This window comes from Streptomyces sp. NPDC048461 (genome assembly GCF_055587105.1).
On sequence record NZ_JBVJGW010000007.1, the window covers coordinates 350,905 to 364,635 of the forward strand.

At 73.8% G+C, this 13,731-nt stretch carries 11 protein-coding genes; 5 read left to right on the plus strand and 6 right to left on the minus strand.

Annotated features, from left to right (window positions below; translation table 11 throughout):
• Window positions 1-32: 32 nt before the first annotated feature.
• The 6 genes from ACZ6S8_RS15760 to mtrA all read right to left on the minus strand — a co-directional run bounded on the left by ACZ6S8_RS15760 (window position 33) and on the right by mtrA (window position 7,403).
• The gene (locus ACZ6S8_RS15760) at window positions 33-770 is read right to left on the minus strand and encodes a response regulator (protein WP_469455972.1); all 738 of its coding nucleotides are present in this window, start codon (window positions 768-770) and stop codon (window positions 33-35) included.
• Between the two features lie 195 nt (window positions 771-965).
• Window positions 966-1,661 carry a ribosome hibernation-promoting factor, HPF/YfiA family gene (gene hpf / locus ACZ6S8_RS15765; protein ID WP_469455974.1) on the minus strand — a complete coding sequence of 232 codons (696 nt, stop codon included), beginning with the start codon at window positions 1,659-1,661 and terminating at the stop codon, window positions 966-968.
• Between the two features lie 344 nt (window positions 1,662-2,005).
• Window positions 2,006-2,770, minus strand: coding sequence for a ComF family protein (locus tag ACZ6S8_RS15770; protein ID WP_469455975.1), 765 nt, complete (start codon window positions 2,768-2,770; stop codon window positions 2,006-2,008).
• Window positions 2,771-2,910: 140 nt separating this feature from the next.
• Window positions 2,911-4,785 (minus strand): LpqB family beta-propeller domain-containing protein, encoded by a 1,875-nt coding sequence (locus tag ACZ6S8_RS15775; protein WP_469455977.1) that lies wholly within the window; start codon window positions 4,783-4,785, stop codon window positions 2,911-2,913.
• The gene (mtrB, locus tag ACZ6S8_RS15780) at window positions 4,775-6,712 is read right to left on the minus strand and encodes an MtrAB system histidine kinase MtrB (RefSeq protein WP_469455980.1); all 1,938 of its coding nucleotides are present in this window, start codon (window positions 6,710-6,712) and stop codon (window positions 4,775-4,777) included. The genes ACZ6S8_RS15775 and mtrB overlap by 11 nt, the downstream gene beginning before the upstream one ends.
• A 1-nt stretch (window position 6,713) precedes the next feature.
• Window positions 6,714-7,403 carry a two-component system response regulator MtrA gene (gene mtrA, locus ACZ6S8_RS15785; protein ID WP_189828951.1) on the minus strand — a complete coding sequence of 230 codons (690 nt, stop codon included), beginning with the start codon at window positions 7,401-7,403 and terminating at the stop codon, window positions 6,714-6,716.
• Between the two features lie 233 nt (window positions 7,404-7,636).
• On the opposite strand from mtrA, the gene ACZ6S8_RS15790 reads away from it, so the two are divergent.
• The 5 genes from ACZ6S8_RS15790 (at window position 7,637) to ACZ6S8_RS15810 (ending at window position 13,574) form a co-directional block, all read left to right on the plus strand.
• The gene (locus ACZ6S8_RS15790; RefSeq protein ID WP_469455982.1) at window positions 7,637-8,878 is read left to right on the plus strand and encodes a DUF7847 domain-containing protein; all 1,242 of its coding nucleotides are present in this window, start codon (window positions 7,637-7,639) and stop codon (window positions 8,876-8,878) included.
• 10 nt (window positions 8,879-8,888) lie between these two features.
• Window positions 8,889-9,563, plus strand: a complete 675-nt coding sequence (locus ACZ6S8_RS15795; RefSeq protein ID WP_469456019.1) for a DUF4129 domain-containing protein — start codon at window positions 8,889-8,891, stop codon at window positions 9,561-9,563.
• 548 nt (window positions 9,564-10,111) lie between these two features.
• Complete coding sequence (locus ACZ6S8_RS15800; protein ID WP_469456021.1) at window positions 10,112-11,281, plus strand: DUF4350 domain-containing protein; 1,170 nt, start codon at window positions 10,112-10,114, stop codon at window positions 11,279-11,281.
• Window positions 11,278-12,264, plus strand: a complete 987-nt coding sequence (locus tag ACZ6S8_RS15805) for an AAA family ATPase (RefSeq protein WP_469455984.1) — start codon at window positions 11,278-11,280, stop codon at window positions 12,262-12,264. Before ACZ6S8_RS15800 ends, ACZ6S8_RS15805 begins: the two co-directional genes overlap by 4 nt.
• Window positions 12,264-13,574 carry a DUF58 domain-containing protein gene (locus ACZ6S8_RS15810; protein WP_469455987.1) on the plus strand — a complete coding sequence of 437 codons (1,311 nt, stop codon included), beginning with the start codon at window positions 12,264-12,266 and terminating at the stop codon, window positions 13,572-13,574. The genes ACZ6S8_RS15805 and ACZ6S8_RS15810 overlap by 1 nt, the downstream gene beginning before the upstream one ends.
• Window positions 13,575-13,731: the final 157 nt, after the last annotated feature.

Below are 13,731 nucleotides of genomic sequence, written 5' to 3' on the forward strand. Positions count from 1 at the left end.
GGGCTCGGCCGACAAGATCCGAAAGAGACGCCCTAGCGGATTTCGAGGATCTTCTCGCGCATCGCGTAGACCACGGCCTCCATCCGGGAGTGCAGCTGCAGCTTCTCCAGGATGTTGCGGACGTGGTTCTTCACGGTGTTCTCGGAGATGAACAGCTGCTTGGCGATGTCCCGGTTGTTCATGCCGGTGGCCACCAGCTTCAGGACCTCCAGCTCCCGGTCCGTCAGTCGCGGCGCGGGCACCAGCCGGCGCTCGTCGGTGCGCTGGATCATCGACTTGAACTCGGTCAGCAGCTTCGACGCCATCGACGGACTGATCTGCGACTGCCCGTCCGCGACCGCGCGGATCGCGGTGGCCACCTCGTCCGTGGAGATCTCCTTCAGGAGGTATCCGGTCGCACCCGCCTTGATCGCGTCGTAGAGGTCCGCCTCCTCGTCGCTGATCGTCAGCATGATGATCTTCGCGGAGGGCGCCACCTCCTTGATCGACGTACACGCCTCGATCCCGCCGCGCCGCGGCATCCGCACGTCCATCAGCACGATGTCCGGCAGCAGGTCCGCCGCCTTGTCCACGGCCTCCGCGCCGTCCCCGGCCTCGCCGACGACCTGGATGTCCTCCTCCTGCGCGAGGACGATCTCCAGCCCGCGCCGGAAGAGGGCGTGGTCGTCGACCACGAGCACCCGGATGGGCTCCCGGGCCGGCTCGGCCGCGTCCGCCGCCCGGCGGACCGCACCGTCGTCACCGCGCACCGGCCCGAAGCTGTCCGCCATCGTTCCTCCCCCTGCATGTGCTGAGCTGCTGGTCCAACCGGACGGAGACTGCCTCCGGTTGACTGCCCGCCATGATTCCATGCCCGCACCACGGCGCGGGGGGACTGTCGGCCACTGCCTGGCGCATACCCGTCGTACGGGTGCCCCCGACGGCCGCTCTCGCGTCCGTCGGGGGCACCGGGATGACGTACTTCCTCAGCCGCCGAGCGCTCCGCCGGCGCCGGCGCCGGACTCGTCCGCGCTGGAGGCACCGTCGGGGTTCAGGTGGATGATGCCGTAGTCGTACGCATGACGTCGGTAGACGACGCTGGGCATCTTGGTTTCGGAGTCGACGAACAGATAGAAGTCGTGGCCGACCAACTCCATCTCGTACAGAGCCTGGTCGAGCGACATCGGCGAGGCCGAGTGGGTCTTCTCGCGGACGATGAGCGGGCCTTCGCCCTGCACCTCCAGCGATCCGATCCGGGTGGTCGGAATCGCGTCCGCCTTCTCGTCCGCGACGAGTTCGCCGTTCCCGTTCAGGGTCGCGGCGTTCGGCACCACGTCGGCGACCTCCGCTGCCGTGGTGCGGCCACTGCCGCGGCGCGTGTTGCGCTTGTCGTGCTGCTTGCGCAGCCGGGCCTCCAGCTTGTCCTGAGCGAGGTCCAGCGCCGCGTACGCGTCGGCGGCTGCGGCTTCCGCCCGGATCACCGGGCCCCGCGAACGCAGGGTGATCTCCACGCGGTCGGAACGGTCGGCCTGCCGCGGGTTGTGCTCCTTGGACACCTCGACGTCCAAGCTGATCACCTTGGCGTCGAGCTTCTGGATCCGCTCCGGATTCAGCTTCTCGGCCACGTGCTTGCGGAACCGGTCGGGCACCTCGGTCTTGCGGCCCTTGACGACGATGTCCACGCAGAACTCCGTTCCCGGATAGCTCCGCCTCGTGGGGCGAAGCGTCTCCCTTTCGCACCAGACTCCGGTGAACACCGGAGCCTCGGACTTGGCGACTTTCACCTCCTCCTCCCCCATCGGCAAGATCTACACCCCACCGACTTCGGAGTCGAGAGACAGCCTCCTGACACGAAGAATTCCGAAACGTGCGATCCGATGCGTGGAGCCAAGGCTCGCCAGTTCCTCACAACCGAACATATCTCTCTATGACGGTTGTCGGCACCCGCTACCGGAACGTACCTCCGTTCAGGTGACTGTTCCCTCTTACTACCTGCAACGATGCGCCTTCCCCCCCAGTTCCAAATCTATTCGCAAGATTTTTGCTCTGTACGGGTTCCCGACCGGTCGGGACCGATACCGAAGGCCCCGGCGGGTGCCGCCACCACAGCCGCCACCGGATCCGACCCCCGCGCCAGGCCCGCCGCACGGACCGCCCGGGCCGCCTCCGCCAGCGTCGCCCCCGTGGTGATCAGGTCGTCCACGAGCACGAGGCGCGCCCCGGCCGTCAGCCGCGCCCCGCCGCGGCACACCACCAGGGCCCCGGCGAGGTTCTCCCGGCGCTCCCGGGCGCCCAGCCCGGCCTGGTCGGCCACCGCCCGCCGCAGCCGCAGTACGGGGGCCACGCGCGCCGGGACCCCGGCCCGCCGCAGCCGCCCGGCCGCCGCCAGCGCGATCCTGCGCGCCGGATCGTGCCCGCGCGCCCGGACCTGCCGCCGGGCCGACGGAACCGGCACCAGGACCAGCTCCCCGGCGCGGCCGCCGACCGACCCGGCCCGTCCGGCGCGGCCCGCCAGGACCGCGGCGGCCAGGGCCCCGCCGAGCGCCCCGGCCAGCGGCAGCGCCCCGCGCTCCTTGTGCGCCAGCAGGACCTCCCGCACGCCCCCGGCGTACGCGGCGGCGGCATGCACCACCGGCAGCCCCTCCGGGCGCGGAGACGGCCGTACGGACCCCGCCCCGGCCCCGCTGAGCGCTTCCCCGCAGTCCGCGCACAGCAGCACGCGCGCGGCCCCGCAGCCGGCGCAGTCGACCGGCAGGACCAGCCCGGCCAGCTCCCGCCACCACTCCCGCATGCGCTCCACTGTGCCGGGCCGGCACCGCTCCCCGCCACCCCTGTGGACGACCTCCGAAAGCGCAGGTCAGCGGGGTGGGTCAGCCGCGCTCCGGATCTCTCGGCAGCGCGCCGGACGGCTCAGCCCGGGTACACCGGAGATCAGCCCGGGTACACCGGGGACCGGCCGCCCGCCGCCGCCGTGCGCCACTGCGCACCCGGCGGCAGCCACACGATCCCGTCCTCCTTCGAGTACGCCAGCACCGGCTTCGGCTTCGCCTCGTCCTCCGACACGGCCACCGCGACCGCCATCAGCTCCGTCGCCCCCGGCAGGCTCGCCGCGACCATCGAGCCGTCCGCCAGCATGTAGCGGGCCTGGTCGACCCCGCCGCTCTCCCGGCCCACCACCAGCAGCCGGCCCCGCGGAGCCCAGCTCATCGCCGTCACGTCCGCCATCTGCGGGGCGGCCGGGCGCAGCTCGCGCACCGACACCGCCGAGGCGGTCGAGGCGTCGGACCGCTCGACCCGCCCCACCCACAGGTTCTTGCGGCCGTTCTTCTGCACGAGCAGCGCGATCCGCACCCCGTCGGGCGAGGCCTTCAGCGAGGTCACCGTCCCGCCGTCGAGCCCGGACACCTCCACCTTCTGGGGGGCGCCGACCCCGCCGGGCACCCGCCACAGCCCCGGGCCCTGCGGGTCCTGGTCGGCGACCCACAGGTCCCCGGCCGCGTCCCAGCTCGGCGACGTCAGCTGCGACTTGGCACCCCGGCCGACCGGCAGCGGCTGCGGCATCGCCCCGGACCCGACCAGGGGCACCACGTACAGCCCGTGCCCGTCCTCGGACACCACGGCCGCGCGCCGCTCGTCGTACGTCACCGCCGCCGAGCCGACCTTGAACGCCGGCGTCCCCGCCAGCGGACCCGGCACCGCCTCCGGGCGGTACTGCTGGTCCTCGTTGGTGACGTCGAGGTTCATCCGGACGAGGTGGCTCTCCCCGTCCACGTAGTACTGGTAGACCGGCGTCCGCGGCCGGTTGGCGATCGCGGCGGCGGCCACCTCGGTGACCGCGCACTGCGGGGTCTTGCCGTCCGAGCGCAGCAGCTCCACCCGTTCGGGCCGCGAGGCCGACAGGTCCTTGACGGTGTACAGGAGTTGGGTGGCCATCTTCTGGCACTGCGGCTGCGCGACGTTGTCGGCCTTCGCGTTGAGCGGCACGCGCAGCGTGTTCTGCCCGTCGTACGAGAGGGACTTGGTGCCCTCGCGGAGTTCCGTCCCCGTGGGGAAGCTGGACTCGACGACCGGACCGAGCCACTTGGACGGCCCCGCGAGCAGCGACTGCACCGTCTGCGTGGTCGGGTCCATCCGCGAATCGGGGTCGCTGCGCTGGCGCACGTACACCGGGTCGGCGACGAGCGTGCCGCCCGCGAAGTAGTACTTGTTCACGGGCATGTAGATGCGCTGGAAGTCCGACTCGCTGAGGACCAGGCTGCTGGGCGGCGTCGCGATCCGCCATTGCTTGTCGACCTGGACGAGCTGGAGGAACTCCTCGTACGATCCCCCGCCCGTCTCCGGCTGGTACGCGCTGCGCTCGTCGACCGTGGCGAGCTTCTTGCCGGTGACCTTCCACCGGGCCCCGTCGGGCTCCTTCTCGCCCTTGACCGCGAACCGGTCGAGGCCGGAGGAGAGCACGGTGACGGCCGAGCCGGGCTTCCAGCTCTCCGCCGCGGCCTCCGTGAGGTACTTGCGGGCCGTCTCCAGCTGCGGGTCGTCGCCGGTCAGGGCCTCCAGGAACCCGTCGACGATGTCCGCCGGGCTGGCCCGGTCCGCGGGCGGTACGCCGAACACCCGGACCTGCGAATCGACGCCCTGCGAGGCCCGCACCGGACGGATCTCGCCGCGGTCCGGCATCGAGGCGCAGCCCGCCAGCAGCACGACGGCCGTGCCCAGGGCGGCGTACGCCCGCACGGTGCGCCGCCGCCGTCCGCGCCCCGGCGCGCTCCCCGCGCGCGTGCTGGTCGGCTCGGGCTCAGGGTCCATCGGTTCGGTCCTCCTGTGGTGCCTGCTCGGCGGGCCGGGCCACGACCCGGGCCCCGCTGCCCGGCAGGGCCGTCGGGTCGGCGGGTACGGGCAGCGCTCCGGCGACCGCCGACCGGGGCGGTATCGGCGACCGGTCGGACCCCTCCGGCTGCCGGCGGTCCGCGGCGCTGCCGGCGGCCTCGGCGGCCGCCCTGGCCCGGTTGGCCCGCGAGTCCTCCGGCTCCAGCGGGATCGGCGATCCGCGCAGCGGCTCGTCGGCGGTGCGCGGAAGGGTCAGGCGGAACTGCGAACCGCCGCCCGGCTCGCCCCAGGCCTGGAGCCAGCCGCCGTGCAGCCGGGCGTCCTCGACGGCGATGGACAGGCCCAGGCCCGTACCGCCGGTCGTGCGGGCCCGCGCCGGGTCGGCCCGCCAGAAGCGGTTGAAGACCCGGGTGGCCTCGCCGGGCTTGAGGCCGACGCCGTAGTCCCGTACCGCGACGGCGACGGCGCCTCCCGCCGAGGCGAGCCGGACCACCACGTCACGGCCCTCGCCGTGCTCGACGGCGTTGACGACGAGGTTGCGCAGCACCCGCTCCACGCGCCGGGCGTCGGCCTCGGCGATGACGGGCTGGGTGTCGCCGAGGACCCGGATCCGGGTCTTCTTGTGTTCGGCGAGCGGCTCCGCCCCGTCGATGACGCGGCGCACCACGTCCCGCAGGTCGATCGGCTCGGCCTCCAGCGCGGCGGCCCCCGCGTCGAACCGGCTGATCTCCAGCAGGTCGGCGAGGAGCGACTCGAAGCGGTCGAGCTGGCCGGCGAGGAGTTCCGCGGAGCGCGCGGTGATCGGGTCGAAGTCGACCCGGGCGTCGTGGATGACGTCGGCGGCCATGCGCACCGTCGTCAGCGGGGTCCGCAGCTCGTGCGAGACGTCCGAGACGAAGCGGCGCTGCATCCGGGACAGCTCCTCCAGCTGCTGGATCTTGTTCTGGAGGTTCTGCGCCATTTTGTTGAAGGCTTCGCCCAGACGGGCGATGTCGTCCTCGCCGGTGACCTTCATCCGCTCCTGGAGCCGCCCCGCGGACAGCCGCTCGGCGATCCCGGCGGCCATCCGCACGGGGGTGACGATCTGCCGCACGACGAGCCAGGCGATGGCGCTCAGCAGGACGACGACGAACAGGCCGGCGGTGGCGATGGTGCTCTTGACCAGGTTGAGGGACTCCTCCTCCTGGGTGAGCGGGAAGAGGTAGTACAGGTCGTACGGGTCGCCCTTGACGTCGGTGAGGCGCTTGCCCACGACCAGCGCGGGCCCGGGCGCCTTGCCTCCGGCCCCGGCGGTGTACCGGATCTCGGAGAAGGTCTTGAAGGTGCCGGTGCCGTCGTTGACCTCGCGGCGCAGCGCCAGCGGGACGCTCGCGGTCGGGTCCACGTTGCCGGAGGCGCGGGCGCCGCGGACGCCCTGGGCGCCCGGCTGGGCCTCGTCCCCGGTGCCCGCGCCGAGCGCGACGACCTCGAAGGCGGTCTGGCCGCCACTGGCCAGCTGTTTGACCAGCGAGTTCATCCAGGTGCTGGCGTCCATCCCGCCGCGGCCGTCGGCGGCGTCGGGCCCGTCCACCGTCGCGGGGGCGTTGGCCTTCTCCTGTGCGACCGCGAACCCGCCCGCGGCCTGGCTCTGCGCGGCCTCCTCCTTGGCGTCGAGGAGGCCCTTGCTGACCTGCGCGATGACGACGAAACCGAGCGCCAGGACCACGGAGAGCGACATCAGCAGGGTGGCGGCGACCACCCGGAGCTGGATGTTGCGCCGCCACAGCCGGACAGCCGGAAGCACCGGCCGGCGTACGAGGCGTACGCAGAGCCGCAGCAGGGGGCCGCCCGGCGCTCCGTCCTGGAGCAGCCGGCCTCCCCGCAGGGGCCCCCTGCGGGAGCCGCCGCGGGTCTTGCCGGGCTGCACGTCAGCTCGGTCCGGCCTTGTAGCCGACACCGCGGACCGTCACGACGATCTCGGGGCGCTCCGGGTCCTTCTCGACCTTGGAGCGCAGCCGCTGCACGTGCACGTTCACCAGACGGGTGTCCGCGGCGTGCCGGTAGCCCCAGACCTGCTCCAGCAGCACCTCGCGGGTGAACACCTGCCAGGGCTTACGGGCGAGCGCGACCAGCAGGTCGAACTCCAGCGGGGTCAGGGCGATCGAGGCGCCCTCCCGCTTGACCGAGTGCCCGGCCACGTCGATGACCAGGTCACCGATGGCCAACTGCTCCGGCGCGGGCTCCTCCGACCTGCGCAGGCGGGCCCGGATGCGTGCCACCAGCTCCTTCGGTTTGAACGGCTTCACGATGTAGTCGTCGGCCCCGGACTCCAGGCCCACGACCACGTCCACCGTGTCGCTCTTGGCGGTGAGCATGACGATCGGCACGCCGGACTCGGCCCGGATCAGCCTGCACACCTCTATGCCGTCCCGTCCGGGCAGCATGAGGTCCAGCAGCACGAGGTCCGGCTTCGCCTCCCGGAAGGCAGCAAGTGCCTTGTCACCGTCCGCTACGAACGACGGCTCAAAACCTTCTCCACGCAGCACAATGCCGAGCATCTCGGCCAGCGCGGTGTCGTCGTCGACGACAAGGACGCGTCCCTTCATGGTTGACATCATCCCATTAGCTAATCGTTACCAGGCGGTGAGCTGTCCCACAGCCAAAAGGGCTGGAAATCGCCCCTCGGACCTGCGTGGGGATCAGCTCGACCAGTCTGCCCCGGATCCGGGTGACAATTGAAGGTACGGGCTGCCGGAGATCCGGGGGGACGGCCGGTCCGTTCCGTGGACCCACGTGGCACGATGGCAGCGACCAGCGCCCCCGCCCAGCAGGTGCACGTGAAGGAGCGACGATGAACGACTCTCCGGGCTGGGCTACGCCCGGATCCTCCCCGTCCGACGGTGAGCGGCAGGGCGCACCCGCCGACCAGCCGGCCACGGGCGACCCGAAGTGGTCCGCCCAGCAGCCGCCGCCCGGCCAGTGGTCGAGCCCGGCCGCCGGCCAGGAAGCCCCTCAGGCCCCGCCCCAGCACCCGCAGCAGCCCCAGCCGGGCCAGGGCTGGGGTTCGTACGGCCAGCAGCAGGGAGGCCCCTACGGCGGCCAGTACGGCCACCCCGGCGGCCCCGGCCCGTGGGGCAAGCCCCCGGCCGCGAAGCCCGGCGTGATCCCGCTGCGCCCGCTCGGCCTCGGCGAGATCCTCGACGGCGCGGTCAGCACGATGCGGTCCCACTGGCGCTCGGTCCTGCCGATCACGCTGGTCGTGGCCACCGTCGTACAGGTGATCAGCCTCCTCGTGCAGAAGCTCCTGCTCGCGGACCTCGTGGTCTCCATGAGCGAGACCCCGACTCCGGAAGAGCTGGTCAACAGCCTCGGCAGCGGCCTGTCGGTGACGGTGGCCACCAACTTCATCGATTTCCTGGGGACGGTCTTCGTCACCGCGATGCTCACGATGATCTTCAGTCGGGCGATCCTCGGCCAGGCCTCCAGCGTCTCCGAAGCCTGGCGCGACGCCCGCTCCCAGCTCCTGCGCCTCATCGGGCTGACGCTGCTGCTGGGCATCGGCCTGTCCCTGCTCGGCGCCGTCCTGGTCCTGCCCGCCTTCCTGCTCGACAGCTACGGCCTGGCCTTCCTCGGCCTGCTCGCCTCGGCTGTGATCTTCGCCTGGCTGTGGATCGCCTTCAGTCTGGCCTCGCCCGCCCTGATGCTGGAGAAGGGCGGAATCTTCACGGCGTTCGGCCGCTCCTGGAAACTCGTCAAGGGCTCCTGGTGGCGCATCCTCGGCATCACCCTGCTCACCTTCCTGATCACCTTCCTCGTCAGGATGATCATCGTGATACCGCTGACGCTCATCGGTTTCCTCGTCTCCGGCACCGGTATGGCGGCCCTGACAGACGGCACCGCCGCCTACACGTGGGGCGCGCTGATCTTCTCGGCCATCGGCCTGGTCATCGCCCAGACGATCACCATGCCGATGCAGTCCGGCGTCACCGTCCTCCTGTACGTGGACCAGCGCATCCGGCGCGAGGCCCTCGACCTGGAGCTCGCCCGGGCCGCCGGCGTGGAGAACTACGGCAGCGGCGCGACCGGAGGCTGATCCACCGATGATGAGTACGGGGGGCCTCATCAGCCACGCCGCCGCACCGCTCCTGCCGGGCGCGGAGACACCACCGGTGACGCGCGACGCCGGCCGGGAGGCGGCCGAGCGCGAGCTGTCCAAGCCGCAATACCACGAGAACGACCCCAGCCTGCTGGACCGCGCCCTGACCAAGGCCCTGCGGTGGATCGCCGACCTGTTCGACGCCGCCGCCGGGGCCGCCCCGGGCGGCGGCCTCGGCCTCTTCGTGATCGTCGTGGCCGTCGCCCTGGCCGTCGCCGCCCTGTGGTGGCGCCTCGGCTCCCCCCGCCGGGCCCTCGCGGGTCCGGGCACCCTCTTCCACGACGGCATCCGCAGCGCCGCCGACCACCGCGCGGCCGCCGAGGCGCACGCCGCCGCCGGCCGCTGGAACGAAGCGGTCCAGGAGCGGATGCGCGCCGTCGTCCGTTCCCTGGAGGAACGCACCCTCCTCGACCCGCGCCCCGGCCGCACGGCCGACGAGGCCGCCGCCGAGGCCGCGGTCTCCCTCCCCGGCCACACCGCGGAACTGCGCGCCGCCGCCCGCGCCTTCGACGACGTCACCTACGGCGGCCGCACCGCCGACTCCGACGCGTACGCCCGCCTGCGCGCCCTCGACGACACCCTGGACCGCGCCAAGCCGCTCCTGACGGGACCCACCGCATGACCGGCCCCACCCCGGACCCCGCCAACACCCCCGGCCCGCCCGACCCGAGGACCCCGGCGACCGGCACCCCGGCCCAGCCCGACGGGCCAAGGCCCGCCCCGGACCCCGCGGGCACCCCCGGCCCGGCGACCGCGCGGCCCGCCGACCCGAGGACCCCCGTCCCGGACGCCGGTGTCCCCGGCAACCCGGCGATCGCCCCCGCCACGACCACCCCCGCCAGTGCGTCGGCCGCCGACCCGACGGGCCCCGCACCGAGCCCCGGAGCCCCCGGCACCCCGGCGACCGGGACCCCGGACCGGCCCGACGCGCCCACACGCGCGCCCGGAACTCCCGCGCCGCCGGCCTCCGTTACGCCCGGCGCCCCCGCCGGGGCCGGCCCCGGAGCGGCGGGTTCCGCCGGCGGGCCCTCCCGCCCCGGACCCACCCGCCCCGCATCCGGCCCCGCCGCCGCGGCCCCCTGGGCCGCGACCACCCCGGCGGCGGCCACGGCGCTCGCCCCCGCGCCCGCCGAGGACGGCACGCCGCCGTCCCCCGGCGGGGCCACGGCCGTGGCCCGCCGGCTGCCGCAGCGCAGGCGCGTGCGCAACGGCCTCGCCGTCCTCGCCGTACTCCTCACCGGCGCCGTCGTGATGGCCGTCCTGAGCTCCGGCACCCGCCACGGCCACCTCGACCCCCGCTCCGCCGACCCCACCGGCAGCCGCGCCGTCGCCGAGCTCCTCAAAGAGCGCGGCGTGACCACCCGCGTCGTCACCACCGCCCGCGAGGCCGCCGCAGCGGCCGGCCCCGGCACGACCCTCCTGGTCACCTCCCCGGACCTGCTCGGCGCCACCCAACGCAGCGCCGTCCGCTCGGCCATGGACCTCTCCGGCGGCCGCACCGTCCTCCTCGCCCCGTCGGAGCCGAGCCTCCCCCTCCTGGCCCCCGGCGTACGCTCCCGCGGCAGCGCCGACCCCGACGTCCTGGCCCCGGACTGCACCCTGCCCGCCGCCGTCTCCGCGGGCCGCGCCACGACCGGCACCGGCCTGCGGTACACCACCCTCCCCGGGGCCACCGCGTGCTACCCCAGCGGCGGTCACCCCACCCTCCTCCTCATCCCCTCCGGCCGGACCGGCGGCGACACCGTCCTCCTGGGCACCGAGACGCCGCTGCTGAACCGCAGCCTCGCGAAGGAGGGCAACGCCTCGCTCGCCCTCCAACTCCTCGGCTCCCGCCCGGAACTCGTCTGGTACATGCCGTCCCTCGCGGACAGCGACCCGGACACCGCCCCCGACGGCGAGGAGCAGAGCTTCTTCGACCTCATCCCCGCCGGCTGGTCCTGGGCCCTGCTCCAACTCCTCGTCGCCGGCGTCCTCGCCGCCCTCTGGCGTGCCCGCCGCCTCGGCCCGCTCGTCACCGAGCGGCTGCCCGTCGTCATCCGCGCCTCCGAGGCCACCGAGGGCCGCGCCCGCCTCTACCGCAAGGCCGGCGCCCGCGACCGCGCCGCGACCGTACTGCGCGCGGCGACCCGCGAGCGCCTGGCCGCGCTGGTCGGCGTACCGCCCGCCCGGGCCCACGACCCCGCGTCCCTCGTCTCCGCCGTGTCCGCCCGCCTCACCGGCACCTCGGCCTCCGGCGACGTGACCGCCCTCCTCTTCGGCACCACCCCCTCCGACGACGCGGCCCTCGTCGCGCTCGCCGACCACCTCGACGCCCTCGAAAGAGAGGTCCGCACGTCATGACGTACCCGGCCACCGAGTCCCCGGCCCCGACCGCGGACAGCGCCCGCGCTTCCCTCGAAGCGCTCCGCACCGAGATCGGCAAGGCCGTGGTCGGGCAGGACTCCGCCGTCACCGGTCTGGTCGTCGCGCTCCTGTGCCGCGGCCACGTCCTCCTCGAAGGCGTCCCCGGCGTCGCGAAGACCCTCCTCGTACGGGCCCTCGCCGCGTCCCTCGAACTCGACACCAAGCGCGTCCAGTTCACCCCGGACCTGATGCCCAGCGATGTCACCGGCTCCCTCGTCTACGACGCCCGGACCGCCGAGTTCTCCTTCCAGAACGGCCCGGTCTTCACCAACCTCTTCCTCGCGGACGAGATCAACCGCACGCCCCCCAAGACGCAGTCCTCGCTCCTCGAAGCGATGGAGGAGCGCCAGGTCACCGTCGACGGCACCCCGCGGGCCCTCCCGGAGCCCTTCCTCGTCGCCGCCACCATGAACCCGGTGGAGTACGAAGGCACCTACCCCCTCCCGGAAGCCCAGCTGGACCGCTTCCTCCTCAAGCTCACCGTGCCCCTCCCCTCCCGCGAGGACGAGATCGGCGTACTGACCCGCCACGCCGCCGGCTTCGACCCGCGCGACCTGGCCGGCGCGGGCCTGCGCCGGGTCGCCGGCCCGAAGGAACTCGACGCCGCCCGCGAGGCCGTCGCCCGCGTCACGATCTCCCCGGAGATCGCCGCGTACGTCGTCGACGTGTGCCGCGCCACCCGAGAGTCCCCGTCGCTGACCCTCGGCGTCTCCCCCCGCGGCGCGACCGCCCTGCTGGCCACCGCCCGCGCGTGGGCCTGGCTCACCGGCCGCGACTACGTCACCCCCGACGACGTGAAGGCCCTCGCCCTCCCGACGCTCCGCCACCGCGTCCAGCTGCGCCCGGAAGCGGAGATGGAGGGGGTCACGGCCGACGCCGTCATCACGGCGATCCTCTCCCACGTCCCCGTCCCGCGCTGATGGCCCTCACCGGACGCGCCGCCCTGCTGGCGGCCCTCGGCAGCATCCCCGTCGGCATCCTCGAACCGAGCTGGACGGGGATGCTCGCGGTGAACGGGACCCTCGCCCTGGCCTGCGCGGTGGACTGCGCCCTCGCCGCTCCGGTCCGGACCCTCGCCCTGACCCGCACCGGGGACACCTCGGTACGCCTGGGCGAACCGGCGGAGGTCCACCTCACCGTCACCAACCCCGGCGGCCGTACGCTCCGGGCCCGCGTCCGCGACGCCTGGCCCCCGAGCAGCTGGCTCCCCGGCACCGAGCAGGCCGCCTCCCGCCACACGGTCGTGGTCCCGGCCGGTGAACGCCGCCGCCTGACCACGCGCCTGCTGCCCACCCGCCGCGGCGACCGCCGGTCCGACCGCGTCACGATCCGTTCGTACGGTCCGCTGGGCCTGCTCTCCCGCCAGGGCACCCACGTGCTCCCGTGGACGGTCCGGGTCCTCCCCCCGTTCACGAGCCGCAAGCACCTCCCGTCCCGCCTCGCGCGCCTGCGCGAACTGGACGGCCGTACGAGCGTGCTGACCCGCGGCGAGGGCACCGAGTTCGACAGCCTGCGCGACTACGTCCCCGGCGACGACACCCGCTCGATCGACTGGCGTGCCACGGCCCGCCAGAACAAGGTGGCCGTCCGCACCTGGCGCCCCGAACGCGACCGCCACATCCTCATCTGCCTGGACACCGGCCGCACCTCGGCGGGCCGCGTCGGCGACGCCCCCCGCCTGGACGCGGCGATGGACGCGGCGCTGCTGCTCGCCGCCCTCGCGACCCGCGCCGGCGACCGCGTGGACCTCCTGGCCCACGACCGCCGGATCCGCGCTCAGGTCCAGGGCCGCGCCGCGGCGGACACCCTGCCCGCCTTCGTGAACGCGATGGCCCCGCTGGAACCGGAACTCGTCGAGACGGACTCCCGCAGCCTGGTCTCGACCATCCTGCGCACCGCTCCGCGCCGCTCCCTCGTGGTCCTCCTGACGAGCCTGGACGCGGCCCCGATCGAAGAGGGCCTGCTCCCGCTCCTCCCCCGCCTGACCCAGCGCCACACGGTGCTGCTGGCCTCGGTCGCCGATCCGCACGTCGCCGCCATGACGACGGCCCGCGGCGACGTGGACGCGGTCTACGAGGCCGCGGCCGGAACCCAGTCCCAGGCCCAGCGCCGCCGCACCGCGGACCAGCTGACCCGCCACGGCGTCCACGTCGTCGACGCCACCCCGGACACCCTGGCCCCGTCCCTGGCCGACGCCTATCTCTCCCTCAAAGCCGCCGGCCGCCTCTGACAGCACCACGGAACCGGGCCCCGAACGGAACGGGACCCGGTTCCTCAACAGCACACGTATCCGGCCCGGAACGCAGAAAAGCCCCGCACCATAAGGTGCGGGGCTTTCCCACAATAATTGTTCGGCGGCGTCCTACTCTCCCACAGGGTCCCCCCTG